Raw genomic sequence first — 23,278 nt, 5'->3', positions numbered from 1 at the left:
GCGGAGTTCAGGAGCTCAGAAGCCCGCGGGCTCCGTGTAGACGCCCCACTCCTCGCGCAGCACGTCGCAGATCTCGCCGAGCGTGGCCTCGGCCCGTACGGCGTCCAGCATCGGGCCGATCATGTTGGAACCGTCCCGGGCCGCGGCCAGCATCGCGTCCAGGCAGGCCGTGACCTTCGCGTCGTCGCGGCGGCCCTTGCGCTCGCCGAGCGCCCGGACCTGCTCCCACTCGACCTCGTGGCTGACCCGCAGGATCTCCAGGTCGCCGGTGACCGAGCCGTGGTGCACGTTGACGCCGACGACCCGCTTCTCGCCCTTCTCCAGGGACTGCTGGTAGCGGAAGGCCGACTCGGCGATCTCGCCGGTGAACCAGCCGTCCTCGATGCCCCGCAGGATGCCGGAGGTGATCGGGCCGATCGGGTGCTTGCCGTCCGGGTGGGCGCGCAGACCGCGCTCCTTGATCTGGTCGAAGATCTTCTCGGCGTCGGCCTCGATCCGGTCGGTGAGCTGCTCGACGTACCAGGAGCCGCCCAGCGGGTCGGCCACGTTGGCCACGCCGGTCTCCTCCATGAGCACCTGCTGGGTGCGCAGGGCGATCTCGGCGGCCTGCGCGCTGGGCAGCGCGAGGGTCTCGTCGAGGGCGTTGGTGTGCAGCGAGTTGGTGCCGCCGAGCACGGCGGACAGCGCCTCGACCGCGGTGCGCACGACGTTGTTGTACGGCTGCTGCGCGGTGAGCGAGACACCGGCGGTCTGGGTGTGGAAGCGGAGCCACTGCGCCTTGTCGGTGGTGGCGCCGTAGACCTCCTTCATCCAGCGGGCCCAGATCCGGCGGGCGGCGCGGAACTTGGCGATCTCCTCGAAGAAGTCGAGGTGCGCGTCGAAGAAGAAGGACAGGCCGGGTGCGAAGACGTCGACGTCGAGGCCGCGGGAGAGACCGAGCTCGACGTAGCCGAAGCCGTCGGCGAGGGTGTACGCCAGCTCCTGCGCGGCCGTCGCCCCGGCCTCGCGGATGTGGTAGCCGGAGACCGAGAGCGGCTTGTACGCGGGGATGCCGGCCGCGCAGTGCTCCATGAGGTCGCCGATGAGGCGCAGGTGCGGCTCGGGCTGGAAGAGCCACTCCTTCTGCGCGATGTACTCCTTGAAGATGTCCGTCTGCAGCGTGCCGTTGAGGACGGCCGGGTCGACGCCCTGGCGCTCGGCGGCGACCAGGTACATGCAGAAGACCGGGACGGCGGGGCCCGAGATCGTCATGGAGGTGGTGACGTCGCCGAGCGGGATGTCCTTGAAGAGGACCTCCATGTCGGCGGCGGAGTCGATGGCCACGCCGCAGTGGCCGACCTCGCCGAGCGCGCGCGGGTCGTCGGAGTCGCGGCCCATCAGGGTCGGCATGTCGAAGGCGACCGAGAGCCCGCCGCCGCCGGCGGCCAGGATCATCTTGTAGCGCTCGTTGGTCTGCTCCGCGTTGCCGAAGCCGGCGAACTGGCGGATGGTCCAGGTCCGGCCGCGGTAGCCGGTCGGGTGCAGACCCCGGGTGAAGGGGTACTCACCGGGCCAGCCGATGCGCTCGAACCCCTCGTAGCTGTCCCCGGGGCGCGGGCCGTAGACCGGCTCGACGGGGTCGCCGGAGAGCGTGGTGAAGTCGGCGTCGCGCTTGCGGGCCTTGTCGTACCGGGCCTGCCAGCGACGGCGGCCTTCCTCGATCGCGTCAGCGTCCATGGTTCGAATTTACTAGGACGTCCTAGTAAATGTCGATGGGAAACCTCCGCACATACGTGCGGAGGTGGGGGTCAGGCCTTGACCGGAACCGGCTGCGCGCCGCTGACCAGCGGAAGCGTGTCGCGGACGACCTTGCGCTCGACGAAGAAAGCGGCGAAGGGGATCGTCCCGGACAGCAGCACCCACAGGAGCCGGCCGAACGGCCACTTGGCCTTGGAGCCCAGGTCGAAGGCGAAGACCAGGTAGATGATGTAGAGGACGCCGTGGGCCTGGGAGACCGCGAAGGTCACGTCCTCGCCCATGTCGAACCCGTACTTGAAGATCATGCACGTGCAGAGCACGAGCAGCATGACCGCGGTCACATAGGCCATGACGCGGTAGCGGGTCAGCACGCTGGATTTCATGCCGTCGAGCGTAACGGCACGTTCCGGGCGATCTTCGCGCGGGTCGGGGGTCCGGTCAGCCCTCGTCGAAGTCGTGCGCCGCGACCCGCAGCGGGCGCAGCATCGCGAAGATCTCCGCACACTCCTCGGAGTCGTACACCCCGAGTCCGAAGTCCATGCCCATCAGGTCCCGGGTGGCCGCCTCGACGACCTCGCGGCCCTTGTCCGTGATGGTGGCGAGGGTGCCGCGGCCGTCGTTCGGGTTGGGGCGCTTGGCGACGAGGCCGGACCTCACCAGGCGGTCCACCGTGTTGGTGACGGAGGTGGGGTGCACCATCAGCCGCTCGCCGATCTTGGACATCGGCAGCTCGCCGGCCTTGGAGAAGGTGAGCAGGACGAGCGCCTCGTATCGCGCGAAGGTCAGCCCGTACGGCTTGACGACCGCGTCCACCTCGGCCAGCAGGATCTGGTGGGCGCGCATGATCGAGGTGATCGCGGCCATCGAGGGGACCGGGCCCCAGCGCCGCTGCCAGAGTTCGTCGGCGCGGGCGATGGGGTCGAACGGGAGACTGAGCGGCTTCGGCACGCGTCGACCTTACCCACTGGTCATATGACGGTCAGCCGCGTCTCGCCCATCGGTCGCCCGCACCTCCAGGACGAGCCCGAGCACGCAGAGGGTGCCGAGGACGCCGGTGCCCGCGACGACCGTGTGCACGGGCGCGAACTCGGCGGCGAGCCCGGCGCCGGCCATGCCGAGGCCCTGCACCGTCATCATGCCGGCGCTCATGAGGGTCATCGCCCGGCCGCGCTGTTCCTCGGGCACGGCGGCGACGAACCAGGCGTCCAGACCGAGGCTGTACGCGCCCGCCGCCCCCGCCAGGAACAGCGCGGCGGCCGCGAGGGCGAGGCCGGGGCGCAGGGCGTACACGAGGAAGGGGAGGAAGCCGGTCAGGAGGAGCGGAGGGACGATCCGCGAGCGGGTGGCGGCGCTGAGGGCGGAGCCGGCGAGGAGTTCGCCCAGGATCGTGCCGGCGGGGATCGCGCACATGAGGAGGCCGAGGGCGACGGTGGAGACGCCGATCTCGTCGGCGTAGGGGGCGGCGAGCGCCTCCGGGACGACGAAGAAGACCGGCGGGACCCAGAACAGCAGCATGAGCGCCCGGATCCGCCGGTTCCGCAGGATGCCCCAGGTGGCCCCGATCCCCTCGCGCCGCTCGGGCGCGCGGGCCGGGCGGCGGGCGGTGCCGAGGCGCAGCAGGAGCGCCGAGGCGAGGAAGGTGGCGGCGGTGACGGCGATGGCGCCGCGCGGGGTGAGCACGGCGAGCAGCACTCCGCCGACGCCGAACCCGGCGAGCAGGGCGCTCTGGGAGACGATCCGGAGCAGCGAGCGGCCGAGGACGAACAGCTCGCCCTCGCCGAGGATGTCGGCGAGGGTCGCGATGCGGGTGCCGTTGAAGACGGGGGCGACGGCGGCGACGGCGCAGCGCAGGGCGAGCAGGGCGGCGACGGGGGTGGCCGGCAGGACCATGAGCGCGACGCAGCCGGCGCAGACGAGGTCGCAGACGACGAGCACGCGGCGGGGCGGGTGCCGGTCGGCGAGGCCGGCGAGGAAGGTGCCGCCGAGCAGGTAGGGCAGGAAGCCGAGGGCGAAGGTGAGGGAGGAGAGGAGCGGAGAGCGGGTGAGGTCGTAGACGAGCACGGTGAGGGCGAGCTCGCTGACGACGACGCCGAGCAGGGAGAAGAGGTGGGCGACGAAGACGAAGCGGAACTCGCGTACGGCGAAGACGGCGGAGTAGCCGGGCGAGGCGGGCGCGGGGGCAGGGGTGTGGTCGGGGGGCGCCGTGGGCTCCCGGGTGGTGTCGTTCGTGGACATGGCAGGAGCGTGCGGTGCTTCGGGCCGGGGCCCTAGACTTTCGGGCTCAGCCGAATCTTCCGTCGGGCCGGAGGCGCGCCCCATGCCGTATCACCTGCGTTTCGGCGAGGCCGATCCGCTGCGCATCCGGTTCGCGATCTCGCCGCTGTGGGAGACGCACTGCGCGGTGCGGGTGCTGGCCCGGCCGCGGCAGCAGGGGTACCACCTGCCGTGGCTGCGGCGGATCGCAGAGGCGGCGGCCGGGGTGGATCTGGGGCCCTTGCAGCTGCTGATGCCGTTGCGGGGGCACAGTCCGGACTTCCTCTATCCGCCGCCGATCGGGCCGACAGCGACCTTCGAGCAGGAGATCGCGGCCGTACGGGGAACGGATCCGGCGCTCGTCCTGGACGACGTACGGCGGGCGCTCGCGGAGACCCCGGGCGCGGCGGCCACGGCGGAGGGGCGGCGGATGCTGGCGGATCCCGCCGGGGCGCTGGCGCGGCTCGCCGATCTCCTGGAGCGGGCCTGGGAGGCGTTGGTCGAGCCGGAGTGGCCGCGGCTGCGGGCGCTCCTGGAGGCGGATGTGGCGTACCACTCGCGGCGGCTCGCCGAGGGCGGTCTGGAGCGGCTGCTGAGCGAGCTGCACCCGGCGTTCGCCTGGGCGGAGGAGCGTTCGACGCTGACGGTGGACTATCACGGCGAGCATGTGCGGGCGCTGGACGGGCAGGGTCTGGTGCTGCTGCCCTCGGTGTTCATCTGGCCGGACGTGGTGAGCGGGTTCGATCCGCCGTGGCAGCCGACGGTGGCGTATCCGGCGCGGGGCATCGGCGCGCTGTGGACGGAGCCGCGGGACCGGACGCCGGAGGCGCTGGCGCGGCTGCTCGGGCGGGCGCGGGCGGACGTGCTGTGCGCGCTGGAGGAGCCGGCCGGGACGACGGCGCTGGCGCACCGGCTGGGGCTGGCGCCGTCGTCGGTGTCGGCGCACCTGTCGGTGCTGCGGGCGGCGGGGCTGCTGGGCTCGCGGCGGTACGGGCATCAGGTGCTGTACGAGCGGACGCCGCTGGGGATCGCGCTGGCGGTGTCGCAGCCGGACACCGAATGACCGAGATGCCAGGATGGCCCCGGTCTGTCCCCGTCCGACGCCCGCTCACGCACCTCCCGATCCCGACCCTGGGGGCCGGATGTCCCGTCGCTCCGTCACCACCGCCGCGCTCGCCCTCGTCGCCGCGCTGCTGCTCGCCGGCTGCGGCCGCGACGAGGCGCGGGTCTCTCCCGTCGGGCCGCCCTCCTCGCGTGGCGAGGCGGCGGGCCTGACGGGCGGTTCGGCCTTCTGGGTGGACCCGGACAGCGACGCGGCCCGGCAGGTGCGGCAGTACGAGGCGCAGGGGCGGTCGGAGGACGCGCGGCTGCTGAGGCGCATCGCGGAGCGGCCGGTGGCCGACTGGCCGGCCGGCGACGATCCCGTACCGGACGTGACGAAGGCCGTGCGGGGTGCGGCGCCGGATCGGCGGACCGTGCTGTTCGTCGCGTACAACATCCCGCACCGCGACTGCGGCATGTACTCGGCGGGCGGGGCGCACGACGCCGAGGCGTACCGGCGGTGGGTGGACGCCTTCGCCGGTGCCCTCCGCGACGCCCCGGCGGTGGTGGTCCTGGAGCCGGACGCGGTGCCGCACATCGTGGACGGCTGCACCCCTGCTGAGTACCACGAGGAGCGGCTGCGGCTGCTGTCGGAGGCGGTGGAGCGGTTCAAGCGGCAGCCGCGTACGCGGGTCTATCTGGACGCGGGCAACCCGGCCTGGATCGAGCGGCCGGACAAGCTGGTGGAGCCGCTGCGGCGGGCGGGCATCGCCCGCGCCGACGGTTTCGCGCTGAACGTGTCCAACTTCCAGACCAACGACGTGGTCCGGGGCTTCGGCGCCGGGCTCTCCCGGCTGCTCGGCGGCACCCACTTCACCGTGGACACCAGCCGCAACGGCGCCGGTCCGCTGCCGGGCGACCGGCCGGAGGGCTGGTGCAATCCGCCGGGCCGGTCGCTCGGTGTGCCGCCGACCGACCGGACCGGGGACGAGCTGGTCGACGCGTATCTGTGGATCAAGCGGCCCGGCGACTCGGACGGCCCCTGCCGGGGCGGCCCGGCCGCCGGAACCTGGTGGCCCGAATACGCGCTGGGGCTGGCCCGCCGCGCGAGGGCCTGAGCCTGCCTCACTCCTCCTCCGCCGCCGGGGCCGGCTGGTGCGGCTGGTGCGCCTGGGCCCCCTTCACCTGGATCCACCGGGCCTCGGACGGGATCCCGTTCCGGTCGGTGACGAAGACCATGTACCAGCCGGGCGGGACGAGGGTGCGGTCCTGGGGGACCTGGACGGTGACGGTGACGCCGTCCGGCTCCTTCGTCAGGCCCAGCTCCACGGAGCGCTGTTCGACGTCGGTGGTGTGGGTGACGGCGCTGGGCCGCATCAGCCGGGCCGTGGCGATCCGGGTGGCGTCCTTGGTCCTGAACGTCGCCCGCCCGTTCTGGTCGAGCTCCTGCGGGCCCTCGTCGAGGACCGGCCGGTCGGCGCCGCCCCGGTACAGGGAGGGCGGGGTGAAGACCTCGATGCGCTGCTCGAAGGTGCCCAGCTTGGTGTTGTCGGTGTCGTCGAAGAGCGGGTCGGAGCCGAAGGTGGCGACCCGGCCGTCGGGCAGCAGCAGCGCCTCGGAGTGGTAGTCGCGGCCGACGGTGGGGTCGGCGGCGGGGGCGAAGGCGTTGGTCTTCGGGTCGTAGAACTGGGCCCGGAGGATGTCGCTGCCGCCGCGGCCTCGGTAGTCCCCGGAGCCGCCCGTGGTGAAGACGGTGTCGTCGGGCATGAGCACGCTGCTCAGGTAGCGGGTGCCCTGCGGGAGGGCGGGCCCGTCGCGGAAGACCGGGCCCTCCTTCGACAGGTCGACGATCGAGGTGCGGGCGGTGGAGGCGGGCGACTCGCCGACCCCGCCGCCGCCGAGGACCATCACCCGCTGGTCCTGCGCGGGCGGCAGGAGGAGGGAGCTGGAGGTCTCCAGCCGGTCGGGGTCGGTGAGGCCGCCCAGCTTGGTGAAGGAGTTCTTCGCCAGGTCCCACAGGCCCGGTTCGCGGCCCTTGTCGGCGGGGCCGTAGCCGGCGTTGGAGCCGGTGTAGAGCAGTTTGCCGCCCTTGGTGAGGAAGAGCGAGGGGTAGGTGGGGAAGTAGCGGAAGGGGCCCTTGGACCACTTCTTGGTGGCGGGGTCGTAGATCTCGTTGTCGCCGGGGACGACGTCGCCGACGTCGTTGAGCCCGGAGACGGCGAGGACCTTGCCGTCGTCGAGGGTGACCAGGGTCGGGTACCAGCGGGCGTCCTTCATGGGGGCGACGGGGATGTACCGCTCGGCCCCGGGGTCGAACTCGTAGGCGGCCCTGATGCCCTGGAAGTCCTGCTTCTCGGTGGTGAGCTTCTGGGCGAGGCCGTAGACGTTGTCGGCCTCCTCGCCCTTGAGGCCGACGACCTCGTACTGCGCGGCCTCCGTGGTCAGCGCCTGCGGTCCCTCCTTCACGGCCTCCACGAAGACCCGTGCCTCGGCGGCGGTGACCTTGGTCTTCCAGGGCTTCATCTGGCCGGACGCGAAGTACGTGATCTCGAACTCGCGCGTGGCCTTGGGGACGGTGACGTCGGTCCTGGAGACGTACTCGACGCCGGACGGGGAGCGGAAGCGGGTGCCCTTCTTCAGGGTGACGGCCCGGTCGGGGCTCTCGTTCTTGACCCGCATGCCGCCGCCGGCCTTCTTGACCTCGCCGTCGAGGATCTCGTAACGGGCGGTGCCGCCGGCGACGAGGAGCCGCCCGTCGGGCAGCGCGGTGTGGCCGGAGCAGAAGAAGTCCTCGGGGGTGGGGATCGACTTGAAGGTGTTCTTCACCGGGTCCCAGAGGACGGTCTCGAAGGTCCCGGCGTCGAACTTCTTCTGGCTGTTGCCGGAGCCCGCGATCAGCAGCACCTTGCCGGTGTGCAGGAGGGCCGCGTGGATGGCGTTGACGCGGTACCGGTCGGGGACGTCGACCACCGACCAGGAGCCGAACTCCCGCTTGTACCCGGGCTGGGCGATCTTGTAGGCGTGGTACTTCTCGGTGGCGAAGGAGACCGCCGCCGGGGCGTTGAGCGCCGCGAGGACGAGGACGGCACCGCTGCCGAGCAGCGTCTTCTTGAACTGCTTGGACGGCCGGTGGGCCATGGCTCACTTCCCTCCGGGCGTCGTGGGCGCGGCGGTGCCGGCCGGCGCGGGCGGCACCGGGGCGGTGACGAGGCCGAGGCCCTCGGCGGCGGCCCTGCCGCGGGCCCGGGTCCGCTCCCTGGCCTGCGCGCGGATCCGCCGGCTGCGCTTGCCGCGCAGGGCGGTGAGGCTCCAGATCACGAGCGGCGCGAGGCTGATGGCGAGGGCGAGGACCGCCCAGGTGCGCATGGCGGCGTGGGTGTGGCCGAACCGCGCGGAGGCCACCAGGGAGGCGATGAGGACCGCCGCCCAGCCGAGGTGGACGCGGAAGGTGCGGACCCCGTCGGGGCTGGCCTCGCCGCCCTTGGGGGTGACGACGAAACGGCCGCGCGTGCGCAGCACGGCGGAGCCGAGGGACTTCAGGTAGATCGGCGCGGAGAGCGCGGACATCGCCATGCCGGCGAGGCCGCCGGATCCCTCGGGTTCGTGGGGTGAGACGTTGTGGCGCCGGTTCCAGAGGTAGAGGCCGACCTGGAGGGCGACGGCGTCGCTGTAGATCATCAGCCAGACCGCGGAGGAGACCTGGGTGCCGGAGGCGCCGATCCACAGGAAGAGGACGCAGCTGAGGATGCCGAGGAACCAGTTGATCGCGGTCATCGGGTAGTAGACGAGCATCAGCGTGTAGTTGAGGAGGCGGCCGGGCGGGGTACGGAAGGGCGCCTTCCAGTACTGCCTGAGCAGCGTCTCGTAGGTGCCCCGGGACCAGCGCAGCTGCTGGGTGAAGAAGTCGGTCCAGGACGCGGGCCCCTCCCCCACCGCGAGGACGTCGGGGGTGTAGACGGAACGCCAGAAACGCCCGGTCACCGGGTTCCTGCGGCGGTGCAGTTCGAAGCCGGTGGCCATGTCCTCGGTGATCGAGTCGTACAGGCCGCCGACCTGCTTGAGGGCGGAGATCCGCACGATGTTGTTGGTGCCGACGAACATGGGCGCGCGGTAGCGGTTGCCGGCCCGCTGGACGAGCGCGTGGAAGAGGAACTGCTGGGACTCCGCGGCCTTGGTGACGGCGGAGGTGTAGTTGCCGTAGACCTGCGGGCCGACGACGAAGGCGACGTCGGGGTCGCGGAAGTAGCCGAGCATCCGCTCCAGGAAGTTCGGCAGCGGCACGTGGTCGGTGTCGACGGAGGCGAAGAACTCGTAGGCGTCGCCGTGCATCGCGAGCCAGGCGTTGTAGTTGCCGTGCTTGGTACGGGTCTTGTGGACGCCCTTCCCGCGGTTCCACTCGGGGACGCCGGCCCGCGTGAAGTGGCGGACGCCGAGCTCCTCGCACAGGGCTTTGGCGTCGGCGTCGTCGCCCTCGTCGAGCAGCCACACGTCGAGCGGCCCCTCGTGCACCAGCCGGACCGCGCCCCGGAGGGTGGCGCGGACCATGGAGAGCGGCTCCTTGCCGGGCACGTACGTGGTGAGGAAGGCGACCCGGGTGCCCTTCTCCGGGTGCACGGGTATGGGGTCGCGGGCGACGAGGGTGGCGTGCGCGATCGAGGTGACGTTCACCAGCATGAAGAAGCAGATCAGCCCGATCGACACGAGCATCACGGTGTCGTACGGGACGCGCCAGCGGTCGTCGCCCTCGCGGACGGTCCAGTGGCTCGGCCAGACGAGGTAGGCGAGCAGCAGCGCGGACAGCAGGGGCGCGAGCCCCATGAGGAGGACGGCCCGTACGCGGTGCGGCTCCTTCGACAGCAGACTGCGGTACCGCACCCGGTAGGCGGCCGGGGCCGGGTCCGTGAGGGGACCGGCGAGCCGGCTGTAGGTGGCGTAGTCGTAGGCTCCCGGCGGCACGGTGCCTCCCGCTGTCGTCGAACAGGTCGATAGCCCCACGAAAGGGGACATTCATCGGTGTGTCGACTGGATGCGGCCGAGCGGGGGTTTCTACGGAATGTCACTCCGACGGCGCAAGGCATAGCGGACGGCCTTCTGGGCGACGGGCCCCAGCTCGTCGAGCGCGGCCATCAGACGGCCCAGCTGTTCGAGCGCGTCGAGGGCGGCTCCGGCACCGTCCGGGTCGACCCCCTCGTACAGCTCCATGCCCACGAAGGAGGCGGCCACGGCCCGGGCGAGCCCGGCCGGATCGACCAGTCCGGCGACCGGACCGCCGGCGAGCACCCGGCGCAGCACCCCCTCGATCTCCTCGATCCACAGGTCGAGCCCGGCGGCCGTCGCGGGCGCGAGCCGCGCGTGGGTCTGCGCCCCGGCGAGCAGCTGCCCGAGCACGGCGACATGTCCGGCCGCCCGCTCCTCGGCGTGCATCTCCCGCCCGAACGCCAGGAGTTCGGAGAGGCTGCCCACCGCGCGCAGCCGCTCGCGGTGCCGGGCGACCCGCTGCTCGGCGCCCCGCAGGCAGGCCGCGGCGAGGAGTTCGTCGAGCGTGCCGAAGTGGTAGAAGATCAACGCCTGGTTGACCCCGGCGGCGGCGGCGACCGAGCGCGCCGAGGTCTTCGCGATGCCCTGCTCGACGAGCGTGCGCAGCGCCCCGTCGAGCAGCCGCTCCCGGGTGTCCTCGGCGCTCACGCCCGTACCTCCTCGCGCACCGGGCGCAGCCCCGGCCGCACCCCGCGCTCGCGCACCGGCGCGTACGTGGCCGCGAACGAGCCCTCGTAGCCGAACAGCGGCCCGACGTACCGGTTGACGACCCGGACCCGAATGCGGAAGCGGCCGGTGCGCTCGTCGAAGGACTCCCGCACCTCGGCGTCGCCGGCGAGGAGTTCGGGCACCCGCAGGTCCACGGGCCCCTCGCGGAAGCGGTGTTCGCCGGAGCGGATGAGCAGCGAGCCGTCGGGCTCGGCGGACAGGCGCAGTTCGCTGGCGAGGTGCTGATGGGTGCCGAGGTAGTCGAGCACGCTGCCGCGCCCGGGGCCGAGCACCATCGTGGCGTCGAAGCGGCGCGGCCCGCCGGGCAGGGCGAAGGTCCGTACGAAGGTGACGGTCTCGCGTCCGTAGGAGTCGAGGTACGGCACGTTCTCGATGGTGAAGGGGACGTCCCGCCCGGTGCGCGGCAGCAGGATGTTGCGGGTGCCGCCGAGCGCGAGGAACGGGCGGATCAGCGGCCGCACCAGCCCCCGGCCGTGCCAGACCCGCTCCATGACGCCCCGCCCGACGCACAGTTCGCCGCTGTCGAGCCCGACGGAGAAGCGCCGCCGCAGCTCGGGGTGGAGCCGCCCGAAGGCCGCCTCCCCCATGGCGGTGCGGAAGATCGAGCTCACGGCCCCTCCAGGGTGACGAGGAGCCGCGGCGCGCGGCTCCGGGACGGCGCGACGCGCAGACACCGGCGGGCCGCCGGGGTACGCGGGGACGGCGGTACGAGCAGGGCGGCGGCGAGCCCGAGGACGGCCGGCGGCACCGCGGCGGGCGACAGGGCGCCGAGCGACAGGAAGCTCGCCGCGACCGGGGCGGCCACGAGCAGGATCCGGGCGGCGGTCTCCAGCAGCCAGTGGACGCGGGCCCGCTCCGGGCTCACCCCGAGCTCGCACCACAGGCGAAGCCGGTCGAAGGACCAGGCGGTGGCCCAGCCCATGAGGGGGCGGAAGAGCAGCCGGTCGGCGAGGCGCCCGAACCGTCCCCAGCGCGGCCGGTAGTCGTAGCCGGTGAGGAAGCGCACGCCGTCCGCCTCGGGCACGTAACGCCAGTAGCCGCTGCCCTCGGCGAGCGGGGACAGCGGGTGCGGCGAGGAGAAGCGGAGGGCGGAGACCCGGTCGCCGCCGGCCCGGTGGCGCTCCCCCGCGGAGACACCGGTGCCGGCGACGGCCAGGAAGGGCAGCACGCGGGTGGCGTAACGGAACCGCTGCGGCTCCCCGTCGGCGCCCGGCAGGTACGTGATCTCGGTGAACCGCAGATCCCACCGCTGGTGCCGCGCCGGATCCTGGGTCCGCTCCCAGAGCGTGTCCAGGTCGGTGCGCACCCGCGCCTCGACGTAGAGCCCCATGGCCCCTCCCCCGTGCCGAGCGTCGTTTTGAGCGACCGCTCAAGAGGGAGAGTAGCGAGTTTTGAGCACCCGCTCAAGGCCGTTCGCGACGCGGACACGACGAAGCCCCCGGTCCTGGTCGGGACCGGGGGCTTTCGCGCGTTCACAGGGGGTCGGCCTCAGGCTCCGAGATGCCGCTCGACCGTCTCGACCTTGGCGGTCAGGCCGTCGGTGACGCCGGGCCGGATGTCCGCCTTCAGGACGACCGAGACCCGGGGCGCCCGCGCCTCCACGGCGGCGACGGCGCGCTTCACGACGTCCATCACCTCGTCCCACTCGCCCTCGATCGACGTGAACATCGCGTCGGTGCGGTTCGGGAGGCCGGACTCGCGCACGACACGGACGGCGTCGGCGACGTACTCGCCGACCTCCTCCCCCACACCGAGGGGGGTCACGGAGAAGGCGACGATCACGCGTTCACCACGCCCTCGCGGCGGGCGCGGGAGGCCATGACCGCGGCCTCGGCCTCGCGCTTGAGCTTGCGCTCGGCGAAGAAGCCGCCGAGCGGGACCACGGAGAGGACGAAGTAGAGGGCGGCGGTGCCGAAGCTCCACTTGGTGCGGTTCCAGGAGTCCAGCCAGAAGAGCACGTAGAGGACGAAGAGGATGCCGTGGATCGCGCCCATCACCGGCACCGCGTTGAAGTCGGTCGTCCGCTTGAGCACGGAGCAGACCAGCAGCAGCAGGAACGACACGGCTTCCGGCGCCGAGACGAGTCGGAGCCGGTGCAGGGAGGAGGCGGTCTTGATGTCCACGGCGGGAATCACCTTCGTTCGATCTTGTGAACGGATGCACAAGGGCCGTTCCATTGTGCATGGGGACTTTGCTGTCCCTTTAGGCGGGGGGCAAGTACCTTCACCCCCGTGGCAACGTTCCGACTCCAAGGCAGCAAAGTGCTCGCCGTGTCCATGACCGGCGACGCCGTGAAGGCGAAGAACGGCTCGATGGTCGCCTATGACGGCCAGATGGCGTTCAAGAAGATGTCCGGCGGAGGCGAGGGCCTGCGCGGCATGGTGACCCGCCGGCTCACCGGCGAGCAGATGGAGGTGATGGAGGTCCGCGGGCAGGGCACCTGCTGGTTCGCCGACCGCGCCTCCGAGATCAACCTCGTACACCTGCACGGCGACAAGCTGTACGTCGAGTCCAGCAACCTCCTCTGCGCCGACGCCGGCCTGCGCACCGGCACCAGCTTCACCGGCCTGCGCGGCGGGGCGACCGGCAACGGCCTGTTCACCACCACCGTCGAGGGCACCGGCCAGGCCGCGATCATGTCCGACGGCCCCGCGGTCGTGCTCCGGGTCACCCCGCAGTACCCGCTGAACGTCGACCCCGGCGCGTACGTCGCCCACCAGGGCAACCTCCAGCAGCACTTCCAGTCCGGTGTGACCTTCCGCACCCTCATGGGCGAGGGCGGCGGCGAGGCCTTCCAGATCCGCTTCGAGGGCGACGGGCTCGTCTACGTGCAGCCCAGCGAGCGCAACACCATCGGGGGCGACGTCTGATGCCCTTCCGCGAGATCAACTCCAAGATGGTCGAGGCCACGGTGATCCCGGGCCAACGGCTCTTCAGCCAGCGTGGCGCGATGCTCGCGTACCGCGGCGACGTCACTTTCACGCCGAACATCGCCGGCGGCCAGGGCGGCCTGATGTCGATGATCGGCCGCCGGGTGGCCGGCGAGGCGACCCCCCTGATGACCGTCGAGGGCAACGGCACCGTGATGTTCGGCCACGGCGGCCACCACATCCAGGTCATCGGCCTCACCGGCGACACCCTGTACGTCGAGGCCGACCGGCTCCTCGCCTTCGACGGCACGCTGGAGCAGGGCACGATGTTCCTGGGCTCCCAGGGCGGCGTCATGGGCATGGTCCGCGGCCAGGTCACCGGGCAGGGCCTGTTCACCACCACCCTGCGCGGACACGGCGCGGTCGCGGTCATGGCCCACGGCGGAGTCATCGAACTCCCCATCGCCCCCGGCCGCCCGGTCCACGTGGACCCGCAGGCCTACGTCGCCCACCACGGCGACGTCCGCAACAAGCTGTCCACCGCGCTGGGCTGGCGCGACATGGTGGGCCGCGGCTCGGGCGAGGCGTTCCAGCTGGAGCTGAGCGGGAGCGGCGCGGTGTACGTCCAGGCCTCGGAGGAGAAGCTGTGAGCACCCTTTCGTCCGGCGGGCCGGTCGCCCTCGACCCGCACTCCCTCCCCTCCGACGACAACGTCAACGCGTACACCTTCTGCGTGGAGCTCAAGGGCTCCCAGTGGTTCCTGCAGAAGGGCAAGATGATCGCCTACTACGGGCGCATCGAGTTCAACGGCATCGGCCACGGCCGGCTCGACCGGCTGGTCCGCACCTCCTTCCACTCGCCGCTGCACGCGAGCGACTGGGTGGTGGCCGAGGGCAGCGGCAAGATGCTCCTCGCCGACCGGGCCTTCGACGTCAACTCGTACGACCTCGACGAGGGCAACCTGACGATCCGTTCGGGCAATCTGCTCGCCTACCAGCCGACCCTGGCCCTCAAGCAGTCGATCGTGCCGGGCTTCGTCACCCTCATCGGCACCGGCAAGTTCGTCGCCGCCTCCAACGGCCCCGTGGTCTTCATGGAGCCCCCGCTCCGCGTCGACCCCCAGGCCCTGGTCGGCTGGGCCGACTGCCCCTCCCCCTGCCACCACTACGACCACGGCTACATGACGGGCGTGATGGGCGGCGTACGGGCCCTGACGGGCCTCGGCGGCACCTCGGGCGAGGAGCACCAGTTCGAGTTCGTCGGCGCGGGCACGGTACTGCTCCAGTCGACGGAGCTCCTCATGCCGGAACGCGCCATCGGCGACCCGGGCGCCCAGCCGGGCGTACCGGGCGGCCACGGGACACCCTCTTCCGGCCAGAGCCCCCTCGGCCAGGTACCGCGCCTTCCCGGACAGCTCGGAGACCTCCAGCGTCGCTTCGGCCTGTGAGCGGTAGTCTGCGGAGTGTGACGTCCTCGAACGTCTGCGCCCGTCGAACGGGGCTCGGGGGCCGGGTCCGGGTGCCCGGCGTCACACCTTCCCACTTCGTCAAGTTTTCAACTTCTTAGGTAGAATCCATATATGGAGACCGAGACGGCCACCCCCTGGCTCACCGATGCCGAGCAGTGCGCCTGGCGCACCTACCTCGACGTCAACAGGATGCTGACGTACCAGATGGAGAAGGACCTCCAGCCCTTCGGCCTGACCATGAACGACTACGAGATTCTGGTGAATCTGTCCGAGTCGGCGGACCGGCGGCTGCGGATGAGCGACCTCGCGGCGGCCACGCTCCAGTCGAAGAGCCGGCTCTCGCACCAGATCACCCGGATGGAGAACGCCGGGCTGGTGCGCCGTGAGAACTGCGAGTCGGACCGGCGCGGTCTGTACGCGGTGCTGACCGACCACGGCATGGAGACCATGCGCAAGGTCGCTCCGCACCACGTCGAGTCCGTGCGCAAGCACTTCATCGGCCTGCTGAGCCCCGAGGCGCTGACCGACCTCCACGACTCGCTCAAGCCCGTCGCCGAGCAGCTGCGCGGGCGGAGAGGCAAGCCGTAGGACCCCGTACGCGTACGGGAAGGGCCCGGCAACCTGGTGACAGGTGCCGGGCCCTTCCCGTGGTCCCAGGGCGCGCTCAGTGCCCCGTCAGGCTCGCGATCAGCTCGTCGGAGGCCGCGTACGGGTCCAGCTCGCCGGCCGTGATGCGCTCGGCGAGCGCGTCCAGGCGCCGGTCGCCGTGCAGGTCGCCGATCCGCTCGCGCAGCGCCGTGATGGTGATGGTCTCGACCTCGCGGGCGGCGCGGGAGCGGCGGCGCTCGGCGAGGACGCCGTGCTCCTCCATCCACGCGCGGTGCTTCTCCAGGGCCTCCACGACCTCGTCGACGCCCTCGCCCCGGGCGGCGACGGTCTTGACGATCGGGGGGCGCCAGTCGCCGGGCCCGCGGGCCTCGCCCAGGCCCAGCATGTGGTTGAGCTCGCGGGCGGTGGCGTCGGCGCCGTCCCGGTCGGCCTTGTTGACCACGTACACGTCGCCGATCTCCAGGATGCCCGCCTTGGCGGCCTGGATGCCGTCGCCCATGCCCGGGGCGAGGAGGACGACCGACGTGTCGGCCTGGGAGGCGATCTCCACCTCCGACTGGCCGACGCCGACGGTCTCCACGAGGACCACGTCGCAGCCGGCCGCGTCCAGCACCCGGATGGCCTGCGGGGCGGACCAGGCGAGGCCGCCCAGGTGCCCGCGTGTGGCCATGGAGCGGATGTAGACGCCCGGGTCGGAGGCGTGCTCCGACATCCGCACCCGGTCGCCGAGCAGCGCGCCGCCGCTGAACGGCGAGGACGGGTCGACGGCGAGGACGCCGACCCGCTTGCCCGCCCGGCGGTACGCGCTGACCAGCGCCGAGGTCGAGGTCGACTTGCCGACGCCGGGCGAGCCGGTCAGGCCCACCACGTACGCGTTGCCGGTGAGCGGCGCGAGCGCCGCCATGACCTCGCGCAGCTGCGGGGACGCCCCCTCCACGAGCGAGATCAGCCGGGCCACGGCACGCGGCCGGCCCTCCCGTGCCTGGGCGACCAGAGCGGGGACGTCCACCATCAGCGGTGCTCCTTGCGTGGGTGACTTACTTTCCGGAAACGCCGGGGACGCGCACGATCAGGGCGTCGCCCTGGCCGCCGCCGCCGCACAGCGCGGCCGCGCCGACACCGCCGCCGCGCCGCTTGAGCTCCAGGGCCAGGTGCAGCACCACGCGGGCGCCGGACATGCCGATGGGGTGGCCGAGCGCGATGGCGCCGCCGTTGACGTTCACCTTTTCCGGGGTGACGCCGAGGTCCTTCATTGACTGGTGGGCGACCGCGGCGAAGGCCTCGTTGATCTCGATGAGGTCCAGGTCGGCGACGTCCAGGCCCTCCTTCTTGAGGGCGTGCAGGATGGCGTTGGACGGCTGCGACTGGAGCGAGTTGTCCGGGCCGGCCACGTTGCCGTGGGCGCCGATCTCGGCGATCCACTCCAGGCCCAGCTCCTCGGCCTTGGCCTTGCTCATGACGACCACGGCGGCGGCGCCGTCGGAGATCTGCGAGGAGGTGCCGGCGGTGATGGTGCCGTCCTTGGCGAAGGCCGGGCGCAGCTTGCCGAGGGACTCGGCGGTGGTCTCGGCGCGGATGCCCTCGTCCTGGGAGAAGACGACCGGCTCGCCCTTGCGCTGCGGGATCTCGACCGGGGTGATCTCGGCCTCGAAGATCCCGTTCTTCTGGGCGGCGGCGGCGCGCTGGTGCGAGAGCGCGGCGATCTCGTCCTGGACGTCGCGCGGGATGCCGAGGCGGGTGTTGTGCTTCTCGGTGGACTCGCCCATGGCGATGTTCTCGAAGGCGTCGGTCAGACCGTCGTACGCCATGGCGTCGAGCATCTCGATGGCGCCGTACTTGTAGCCCTCGCGCGACTTGGGCAGCAGGTGCGGGGCGTTGGTCATGGACTCCTGGCCGCCGGCGACGACGATGTCGAACTCGCCCGCGCGGATCAGCTGGTCGGCGAGCGCGATGGCGTCGAGGCCGGAGAGACACACCTTGTTGATGGTGAGGGCCGGGACGTTCATCGGGATGCCGGCCTTGACGGCGGCCTGGCGGGCGGGGATCTGGCCGGCGCCCGCCTGGAGCACCTGGCCCATGATCACGTACTGCACCTGGTCGCCGCCGATGCCGGCGCGGTCCAGGGCGGCCTTGATCGCGAAACCGCCGAGGTCGGCGCCCGAGAAGGACTTGAGCGAGCCGAGCAGGCGACCCATGGGCGTGCGGGCGCCCGCGACGATCACTGAGGTGGTACCGGTCGTTCCAGACATGAGGCACAGCCCCTTGGGATGAGGAGTGAACGAGGGTTTACCGCCAATGTACTGAGCGGTGCCGCGCCGGGTCACCGGCCTGCCGGTGTGATCGCGCGCACGTTGCGTAACCATCCGGTCGGCGCTGCACTGGAGGAATGCTGACGCGAATCGACCACATCGGAATCGCCTGCCGGAACCTCGACGAGACCGTCGCGTTCTACAAGGCCACCTACGGTTTCGAGGTCTTCCACGAAGAGGTGAACGAGGAGCAGGGCGTCCGCGAGGCCATGCTCAAGATCAACGAGACCTCGGACGGCGGGGCCTCCTATCTCCAGCTCCTGGAACCGACCCGGGAGGACTCGGCGGTGGGCAAGTGGCTCGCCAAGAACGGCGAGGGCGTGCACCACATCGCCTTCGGCACGGCGGACGTGGACGCGGACGCGCAGGACATCCGTTCCAAGGGCGTCCGGGTGCTCTACGACGAGCCGCGGATCGGCTCCATGGGGTCCCGCATCACCTTCCTCCACCCGAAGGACTGCCACGGCGTGCTGACCGAACTGGTCACCTCGGCGGAGCCCTCGGCTGACCACTCCTCAGCGGAGCACTGACCTCCGGATTCCCGGCCCGGTAGAGTGGGCGACTCCGGGCCGGGGCCGGTCGGAGCCGTGCGCGCACGGGTCCGTAGTCGGGATTGTCGGGGTCGTCCGATCTGCCACGATTCCCCGGGGGTCCGTCCTCGGCCGGTGAGGACGTGATCGCTGGAGTTGCGATCAGGGTTGGGGTCTCCCCTGCTCGAAGAGCTCGGGGAAGGATGGGACCGCGCAGTGCGGGGCTACGAACGCCAGGAGAGCCAGCGAGCCGAAGACGACCATCTCTCGCGGTTCGAAGCCGAGATGGACCGGCTGAAGACCGAGCGGGAGAAGGCCGTCCAGCACGCCGAGGACCTCGGCTACCAGGTCGAGGTGTTGCGCGCCAAGCTGCACGAGGCGCGTCGCACCATCGCGTCCCGTCCCGCCTACGACAGCGCGGACATCGGCTATCAGGCCGAGCAGATGCTGCGTAACGCGCAGGCGCAGGCGGAGCAGTTGCGCCAGGACGCCGAGCGCGAGTTGCGCGAGGCGCGCGCCCAGACCCAGCGCATCCTCCAGGAGCACGCGGAGCAGCAGGCGCGGCTCCAGTCGGAGCTGCACACCGAGGCGGTCACCCGCCGTCAGCAGCTCGACCAGGAGCTGAACGAGCGCCGCCAGACCGTCGAGGCGCACGTCAACGAGAACGTGGCGTGGGCCGAGCAGCTGCGGGCCCGTACGGAGTCGCAGGCCCGCCGGCTGATGGAGGAGTCCCGCGCCGAGGCCGAGCAGTCGCTGGCCGCCGCGCGCGCCGAGGCGGCCCGGGTCGCCGAGGAGACCCGCCGCCGGATCGGTTCCGAGGCCGAGTCGGCCCGTGCCGAGGCGGAAGCGATTCTGCTGCGCGCCCGCAAGGACGCCGAGCGGATGCTCGGCGCCGCCTCCAGCCAGGCCCAGGAGGCCACCAGCCACGCCGAGCAGCTGCGCTCGGCCACCACCGCCGAGACGGACCAGGCCCGCCGCGAGGCCGCCGAGCTGTCCCGGGCCGCGGAGCAGCGCCTCCAGGCTGCCGAGGAGAGGCTGCGCGAGGCCCGTACGGAGGCCGAGCGGGCGCTCAGCGAGGCCAAGGACTCCGCGGCGAAGCAGATCGCCTCCGCCGAGTCGGTCAACGAGCAGCGCACCCGGACCGCGAAGGCGGAGATCGCGCGCCTGGTCGGCGAGGCCACCAAGGAGGCCGAGGCTCTCAAGGAGCAGGCCGCGGAGAAGCTGCGCGAGGCGACCGCCGAGGCGGAGAAGCTGGTCTCAGAGGCCTCGGAGAAGGCCCGTACGGTGGCCGCCGAGGACTCCGCCGCCGCGCTCGCCAAGGCCGCGCGGACCGCCGAGGAGGTCCTGACCAAGGCGTCGGAGAACGCCCAGGAGACCACCCGCAAGGCGGCCGAGGAGGCCGAGCGGATCCGCCGCGAGGCGGAGGCCGAGGCGGACCGGCTGCGGTCCACCGCCGAGGAGCAGGCCGACGAGCTGCTGGGCTCGGCGAAGGACGACACCCAGGAGTACCGCGCCAAGACGGTCGAGCTGCAGGAGGAGGCGCGCCGGCTGCGCGGCGAGGCCGAGCAGCTGCGGGCCGAGGCGATCGCCGAGGGCGAGCGGATCCGCGGCGAGGCCCGGCGGGAGGCCGTCGGCCAGATCGAGGAGGCCGCGCGGACCGCCGAGGAGCTGCTGACCAAGGCGCGGAGGGACGCGGACGAGCAGCGGACGGGCGCCGGCGCGGAGGCCGAGCGGGTCCGCGGCGAGGCCATGGAGCGGGCGCAGACCCTGCGCACCCAGGCCGAGGAGACGCTGGAGCGCACCCGTGCCGAGGCCGAGCGGATGCGGGCCGAGGCGGAGGAGCAGGCCGAGGCGGTCAAGGAGGCGGCGGAGGAGATCGCCGTCGCCGTGCGCGACGAGGCCGAGCGGGCCGCCGCGGCGCGGCAGGCGGAGGCCGCCGAGGAGCTGGCCCGGCTGCACACCGAGGCGGAGACGAAGCTGTCGGCCGCCGGTGAGGAGCTGACCGGCGCGCGGGCCGAGGGCGAGCGGATCCGGCGGGAGGCCGCCGAGGAGACCGACCGGCTGCGTACGGAGGCCGCCGAGCGGATCCGTACGCTGCAGGCGCAGGCCGAGCAGGAGGCCGAGCGGCTGCGCGCGGAGGCCTCGCAGGACGCGTCGACGGCGCGTTCCGAGGCGGAGTCCGCCGCCACGACGCTGCGCGAGGAGGCCGAGCGGGAGGCCGAGCGGCTGAGGTCCGAGGCACAGGAGACCGCGGACCGGGTGCGGGCGGAGGCCGCGGCCGCCGCCGAGCGGGTCGCCGCCGAGGCCGCGGAGGCGCTGTCCGCCGCGCAGGAGGAGGCCAACCGGCGCCGCCGGGAGGCCGAGGAGACGCTGGACTCGGCGCGTGCCGAGGCCGGCCGGGAGCGCGAGCTCGCCCGGGAGCGCAGCGAGGACCTGCTGGCCTCCGCCCGCAAGCGGGTGGAGGAGGCCCAGGCCGAGGCGCACCGGCTGGTCGAGGAGGCCGACGCCCGCGCCACGGAGATGGTGTCCGCGGCCGAGCAGACCGCGCAGGAGGTGCGGGACTCGGTCTCGGGTCTGCGCGAGGCGGCCGAGGAGGAGATCGCGGGTCTGCGCAGCGCGGCCGAGCACTCCGCGGAACGCACCCGTACCGAGGCGCAGGAGGAGGCGGACCGGGTCCGCGCCGACGCGTACGAGGAGCGGGAGCGGGCCACCGAGGACGCGAACCGCACCCGTGGGCGCGCGCAGGAGGAGTCCGAGGCGGCGAAGGCGCTGGCCGAGCGGACGGTGACGGACGCGCTCGCGGAGGCGGAGAAGCTGCGGGCGGACACCGCGGAGTACGCGCAGCGGGTACGGACCGAGGCGACGGACGCGCTGGCCTCGGCCGAGCAGGACGCGGCCCGCACCCGTGCGGACGCCCGGGACGACGCCAACCGGATCCGTTCGGAGGCGGCCGCCCAGTCGGAGACCGTGGTGGGCGAGGCCCGCGCGGAGGCCGAGCGGATCGCCGCCGAGGCGGAGCAGGTCCTGGACGAGGCCCGTCAGGCGGCGGACAAGCGCCGTTCGGACGCGGCCGAGCAGGCCGACAGCCTGGTGGGCGAGGCGACGGCGGAGGCCGAGCGGATCGCCGCCGAGGCGGAGCAGGTCCTCGACGAGGCCCGGCAGACCGCCGACAAGCGCCGTTCCGACGCCGCCGAGCAGGCCGACAGCCTGGTGGGCGAGGCCACGGCGGAGGCCGAGCGGATCACGTCGGAGGCCGCCGAGCTCCTGGAGAGCACCGAGCAGGACGCGGCCCGGCTGCGTACCGAGGCCGAGCAGGTCAAGGTGGACGGCGAGGCGCACGCGCAGGCGCTGCGGACGGCCGCCCTGGAGGACGCCGACCGGATCCTGGACGAGGCCCGGCAGGCCGCCGACAAGCGCCGTTCGGACGCGGCCGAGCAGGCGGACGCCCTGGTCGCCGAGGCCATGGCGGAGGCCGAGCGGATCACCACGGAGGCCGCCGAGCTCCTGGAGAGCACCGAGCAGGACGCGGCCCGGCTGCGTACCGAGGCCGAGCAGGTCAAGGCCGACGGCGAGGCGGAGGCGGAGGCGCTGCGCGCCGCGGCCCGCGCCGACGCCGAGCAGCTGCTCGACGAGGCCCGGCAGGCCGCCGACAAGCGGCGTGCCGACGCCGCCGAGCAGGCCGACACCCTCGTCGGCGAGGCGACGGCGGAGGCCGAGCGGATCCGCGCCGCGTCGGAGCGGGTCAGGGCGGACGCCGAGGCGGCGGCCGAGGAGATGCGTTCCGAGGCGCGCGCCGAGGCCGACCGGACCCTCGACGAGGCCCGTGAGGCCGGTGCGAAGAAGCGCGCGGACGCGGCCGAGCAGGCCGACCAGTTGATGGCGAAGGCCCAGGAGGAGGCGCTGCGCGCCACCACCGAGGCGGAGACGCAGGCGGACACGATGGTCGGCGCGGCCCGCAAGGAGGCCGAGCGGATCGCCGCCGAGGCGACCATCGAGGGCAACTCGCTGGTGGAGAAGGCCCGTACGGACGCGGACGAGCTGCTGATCGGGGCGCGCAGCGACGCCACGGCCATAAGGGACCGCGCGGAGGAGCTGCGCGCCCGGGTCGAGGCCGAGATCGAGGAGCTGCACGAGCGGGCCCGGCACGAGACGTCCGAGCAGATGAAGACGGCGGGCGAGCGCGTGGACAAGCTGGTGAAGGCGGCGACCGAGCAGCGGGCCGAGGCCGAGGAGAAGTCCAAGGAGATGCTCTCCGAGGCGAGTTCCGAGGCGAGCAAGGTGCGGATCGCCGCGGTGAAGCGGGCGGAGGCGCTCCTCAAGGAGGCCGAGCAGAAGAAGGCGTCGCTCGTCGCGGAGGCGGAGAAGATCAAGGCGGAGGCCGAGCGGGAGGCCGAGCAGACCGTCGAGGAGGGCCGGCGCGAGCTGGAGGTGCTGGTCCGCCGGCGCGAGAGCATCAATGCCGAGATCTCCCGTGTCCAGGACGTCCTCGAAGCGTTGGAGTCTTTCGAGGCGCCGGGCGGAGGGGCGAAGTCCGCCGGAGCCCAGACGGTCAAGGCGGGCGCTTCCACGGGGTCCACTCGTTCGAGTGGCAAGTCTTCGGAGAGCTAGCCACTCAAAAGGCTGGACATTCTCCAGATCAAACGGGCATACGCTCGATGACACGCCGCTTCGGCCCCTAGGATTCCCTCTAACACC

Annotated in this window: 21 protein-coding genes; 8 read left to right on the top strand and 13 right to left on the bottom strand. The window is 72.5% G+C overall.

What is annotated here, in order from left to right:
- Positions 1-15: 15 nt before the first annotated feature.
- The 4 genes from ACZ3ZE_RS29330 to ACZ3ZE_RS29315 all read right to left on the bottom strand — a co-directional run bounded on the left by ACZ3ZE_RS29330 (position 16) and on the right by ACZ3ZE_RS29315 (position 3,972).
- A complete protein-coding gene (locus ACZ3ZE_RS29330) occupies positions 16-1,716 on the bottom strand; it encodes an acyl-CoA mutase large subunit family protein (RefSeq protein WP_361175437.1) in 1,701 nt (566 codons plus the stop codon).
- Between the two features lie 71 nt (positions 1,717-1,787).
- A complete protein-coding gene (locus ACZ3ZE_RS29325) occupies positions 1,788-2,120 on the bottom strand; it encodes a DUF3817 domain-containing protein (protein ID WP_361175440.1) in 333 nt (110 codons plus the stop codon).
- Positions 2,121-2,175: 55 nt separating this feature from the next.
- Positions 2,176-2,685: a MarR family winged helix-turn-helix transcriptional regulator gene (locus tag ACZ3ZE_RS29320; protein ID WP_361175443.1), complete on the bottom strand. Its 510-nt coding sequence runs from the start codon at positions 2,683-2,685 to the stop codon at positions 2,176-2,178.
- 9 nt (positions 2,686-2,694) lie between these two features.
- Complete coding sequence (locus tag ACZ3ZE_RS29315) at positions 2,695-3,972, bottom strand: MFS transporter (RefSeq protein ID WP_361175446.1); 1,278 nt, start codon at positions 3,970-3,972, stop codon at positions 2,695-2,697.
- 82 nt (positions 3,973-4,054) lie between these two features.
- Between ACZ3ZE_RS29315 and ACZ3ZE_RS29310 the strand changes: the two genes are divergently transcribed.
- Complete coding sequence (locus ACZ3ZE_RS29310; protein ID WP_363292521.1) at positions 4,055-5,053, top strand: ArsR/SmtB family transcription factor; 999 nt, start codon at positions 4,055-4,057, stop codon at positions 5,051-5,053.
- Positions 5,054-5,132: 79 nt separating this feature from the next.
- Positions 5,133-6,149, top strand: a complete 1,017-nt coding sequence (locus ACZ3ZE_RS29305) for a glycoside hydrolase family 6 protein (RefSeq protein ID WP_361623890.1) — start codon at positions 5,133-5,135, stop codon at positions 6,147-6,149.
- A 7-nt stretch (positions 6,150-6,156) separates the two neighbouring features.
- On the opposite strand, the gene glxA is transcribed toward ACZ3ZE_RS29305, so the two are convergent.
- From glxA to ACZ3ZE_RS29270, 7 genes are all read right to left on the bottom strand, one after another.
- A complete protein-coding gene (gene glxA, locus ACZ3ZE_RS29300; protein ID WP_467261405.1) occupies positions 6,157-8,169 on the bottom strand; it encodes a radical copper oxidase GlxA in 2,013 nt (670 codons plus the stop codon).
- A gap of 3 nt (positions 8,170-8,172) precedes the next feature.
- Positions 8,173-10,038, bottom strand: coding sequence for a glycosyltransferase family 2 protein (locus ACZ3ZE_RS29295; protein ID WP_361175458.1), 1,866 nt, complete (start codon positions 10,036-10,038; stop codon positions 8,173-8,175).
- A 39-nt stretch (positions 10,039-10,077) separates the two neighbouring features.
- Entirely contained in the window at positions 10,078-10,716 is a 639-nt protein-coding gene (locus tag ACZ3ZE_RS29290) for a TetR/AcrR family transcriptional regulator (RefSeq protein ID WP_361175461.1), read from the bottom strand.
- Positions 10,713-11,408 (bottom strand): DUF4166 domain-containing protein, encoded by a 696-nt coding sequence (locus ACZ3ZE_RS29285; RefSeq protein ID WP_361175464.1) that lies wholly within the window; start codon positions 11,406-11,408, stop codon positions 10,713-10,715. Before ACZ3ZE_RS29285 ends, ACZ3ZE_RS29290 begins: the two co-directional genes overlap by 4 nt.
- Positions 11,405-12,127: a hypothetical protein gene (locus tag ACZ3ZE_RS29280; RefSeq protein WP_361175467.1), complete on the bottom strand. Its 723-nt coding sequence runs from the start codon at positions 12,125-12,127 to the stop codon at positions 11,405-11,407. The genes ACZ3ZE_RS29285 and ACZ3ZE_RS29280 overlap by 4 nt, the downstream gene beginning before the upstream one ends.
- Before the next feature lie 158 nt (positions 12,128-12,285).
- A complete protein-coding gene (locus ACZ3ZE_RS29275; RefSeq protein WP_043219759.1) occupies positions 12,286-12,579 on the bottom strand; it encodes an MTH1187 family thiamine-binding protein in 294 nt (97 codons plus the stop codon).
- Positions 12,576-12,920: a DUF3817 domain-containing protein gene (locus ACZ3ZE_RS29270; RefSeq protein WP_361175471.1), complete on the bottom strand. Its 345-nt coding sequence runs from the start codon at positions 12,918-12,920 to the stop codon at positions 12,576-12,578. The genes ACZ3ZE_RS29275 and ACZ3ZE_RS29270 overlap by 4 nt, the downstream gene beginning before the upstream one ends.
- A 108-nt stretch (positions 12,921-13,028) precedes the next feature.
- Here ACZ3ZE_RS29270 and ACZ3ZE_RS29265 point away from each other — a divergent pair, with 108 nt between their 5' ends.
- The 4 genes from ACZ3ZE_RS29265 to ACZ3ZE_RS29250 all read left to right on the top strand — a co-directional run bounded on the left by ACZ3ZE_RS29265 (position 13,029) and on the right by ACZ3ZE_RS29250 (position 15,723).
- Positions 13,029-13,667, top strand: coding sequence for an AIM24 family protein (locus tag ACZ3ZE_RS29265; protein WP_361175474.1), 639 nt, complete (start codon positions 13,029-13,031; stop codon positions 13,665-13,667).
- Entirely contained in the window at positions 13,667-14,317 is a 651-nt protein-coding gene (locus tag ACZ3ZE_RS29260; RefSeq protein WP_361623905.1) for an AIM24 family protein, read from the top strand. Before ACZ3ZE_RS29265 ends, ACZ3ZE_RS29260 begins: the two co-directional genes overlap by 1 nt.
- Entirely contained in the window at positions 14,314-15,114 is an 801-nt protein-coding gene (locus tag ACZ3ZE_RS29255) for an AIM24 family protein (protein WP_363292519.1), read from the top strand. Before ACZ3ZE_RS29260 ends, ACZ3ZE_RS29255 begins: the two co-directional genes overlap by 4 nt.
- Positions 15,115-15,246: 132 nt before the next feature.
- The gene (locus ACZ3ZE_RS29250) at positions 15,247-15,723 is read left to right on the top strand and encodes a MarR family winged helix-turn-helix transcriptional regulator (RefSeq protein ID WP_361175483.1); all 477 of its coding nucleotides are present in this window, start codon (positions 15,247-15,249) and stop codon (positions 15,721-15,723) included.
- Between the two features lie 76 nt (positions 15,724-15,799).
- Here ACZ3ZE_RS29250 and meaB read toward each other — a convergent pair whose 3' ends face one another.
- The gene (gene meaB / locus ACZ3ZE_RS29245) at positions 15,800-16,756 is read right to left on the bottom strand and encodes a methylmalonyl Co-A mutase-associated GTPase MeaB (protein WP_361175486.1); all 957 of its coding nucleotides are present in this window, start codon (positions 16,754-16,756) and stop codon (positions 15,800-15,802) included.
- Between the two features lie 25 nt (positions 16,757-16,781).
- Positions 16,782-17,993: an acetyl-CoA C-acetyltransferase gene (locus ACZ3ZE_RS29240; RefSeq protein ID WP_361175489.1), complete on the bottom strand. Its 1,212-nt coding sequence runs from the start codon at positions 17,991-17,993 to the stop codon at positions 16,782-16,784.
- 137 nt (positions 17,994-18,130) lie between these two features.
- On the opposite strand from ACZ3ZE_RS29240, the gene mce reads away from it, so the two are divergent.
- Positions 18,131-18,583, top strand: a complete 453-nt coding sequence (gene mce / locus ACZ3ZE_RS29235; protein WP_361175492.1) for a methylmalonyl-CoA epimerase — start codon at positions 18,131-18,133, stop codon at positions 18,581-18,583.
- Positions 18,584-18,799: 216 nt separating this feature from the next.
- Positions 18,800-23,191 carry a polarized growth protein Scy gene (scy, locus tag ACZ3ZE_RS29230; protein ID WP_467261403.1) on the top strand — a complete coding sequence of 1,464 codons (4,392 nt, stop codon included), beginning with the start codon at positions 18,800-18,802 and terminating at the stop codon, positions 23,189-23,191.
- The last annotated feature ends 87 nt before the right edge of the window (positions 23,192-23,278 follow it).

Source organism: Streptomyces sp. NPDC023157, from assembly GCF_055560575.1.
Note: the sequence above shows the minus strand (reverse complement) of the source record. Positions and strands in the feature narration are given on the sequence as shown.

Excerpts from the sequence above, each read along its gene's own strand:
- ACZ3ZE_RS29330 (WP_361175437.1), bottom strand. The coding sequence starts at position 1,716 with ATGGACGCTGACGCGATCGAGGAAGGCCGCCGTCGCTGGCAGGCCCGG.
- ACZ3ZE_RS29325 (WP_361175440.1), bottom strand. The coding sequence starts at position 2,120 with ATGAAATCCAGCGTGCTGACCCGCTACCGCGTCATGGCCTATGTGACC.
- ACZ3ZE_RS29315 (WP_361175446.1), bottom strand. The coding sequence starts at position 3,972 with ATGTCCACGAACGACACCACCCGGGAGCCCACGGCGCCCCCCGACCAC.
- ACZ3ZE_RS29310 (WP_363292521.1), top strand. The coding sequence starts at position 4,055 with ATGCCGTATCACCTGCGTTTCGGCGAGGCCGATCCGCTGCGCATCCGG.
- ACZ3ZE_RS29305 (WP_361623890.1), top strand. The coding sequence starts at position 5,133 with ATGTCCCGTCGCTCCGTCACCACCGCCGCGCTCGCCCTCGTCGCCGCG.
- glxA (WP_467261405.1), bottom strand. The coding sequence starts at position 8,169 with ATGGCCCACCGGCCGTCCAAGCAGTTCAAGAAGACGCTGCTCGGCAGC.
- ACZ3ZE_RS29295 (WP_361175458.1), bottom strand. The coding sequence starts at position 10,038 with ATGTCCCCTTTCGTGGGGCTATCGACCTGTTCGACGACAGCGGGAGGC.
- ACZ3ZE_RS29280 (WP_361175467.1), bottom strand. The coding sequence starts at position 12,127 with ATGGGGCTCTACGTCGAGGCGCGGGTGCGCACCGACCTGGACACGCTC.
- ACZ3ZE_RS29260 (WP_361623905.1), top strand. The coding sequence starts at position 13,667 with ATGCCCTTCCGCGAGATCAACTCCAAGATGGTCGAGGCCACGGTGATC.
- ACZ3ZE_RS29250 (WP_361175483.1), top strand. The coding sequence starts at position 15,247 with ATGGAGACCGAGACGGCCACCCCCTGGCTCACCGATGCCGAGCAGTGC.
- meaB (WP_361175486.1), bottom strand. The coding sequence starts at position 16,756 with ATGGTGGACGTCCCCGCTCTGGTCGCCCAGGCACGGGAGGGCCGGCCG.
- ACZ3ZE_RS29240 (WP_361175489.1), bottom strand. The coding sequence starts at position 17,993 with ATGTCTGGAACGACCGGTACCACCTCAGTGATCGTCGCGGGCGCCCGC.
- mce (WP_361175492.1), top strand. The coding sequence starts at position 18,131 with ATGCTGACGCGAATCGACCACATCGGAATCGCCTGCCGGAACCTCGAC.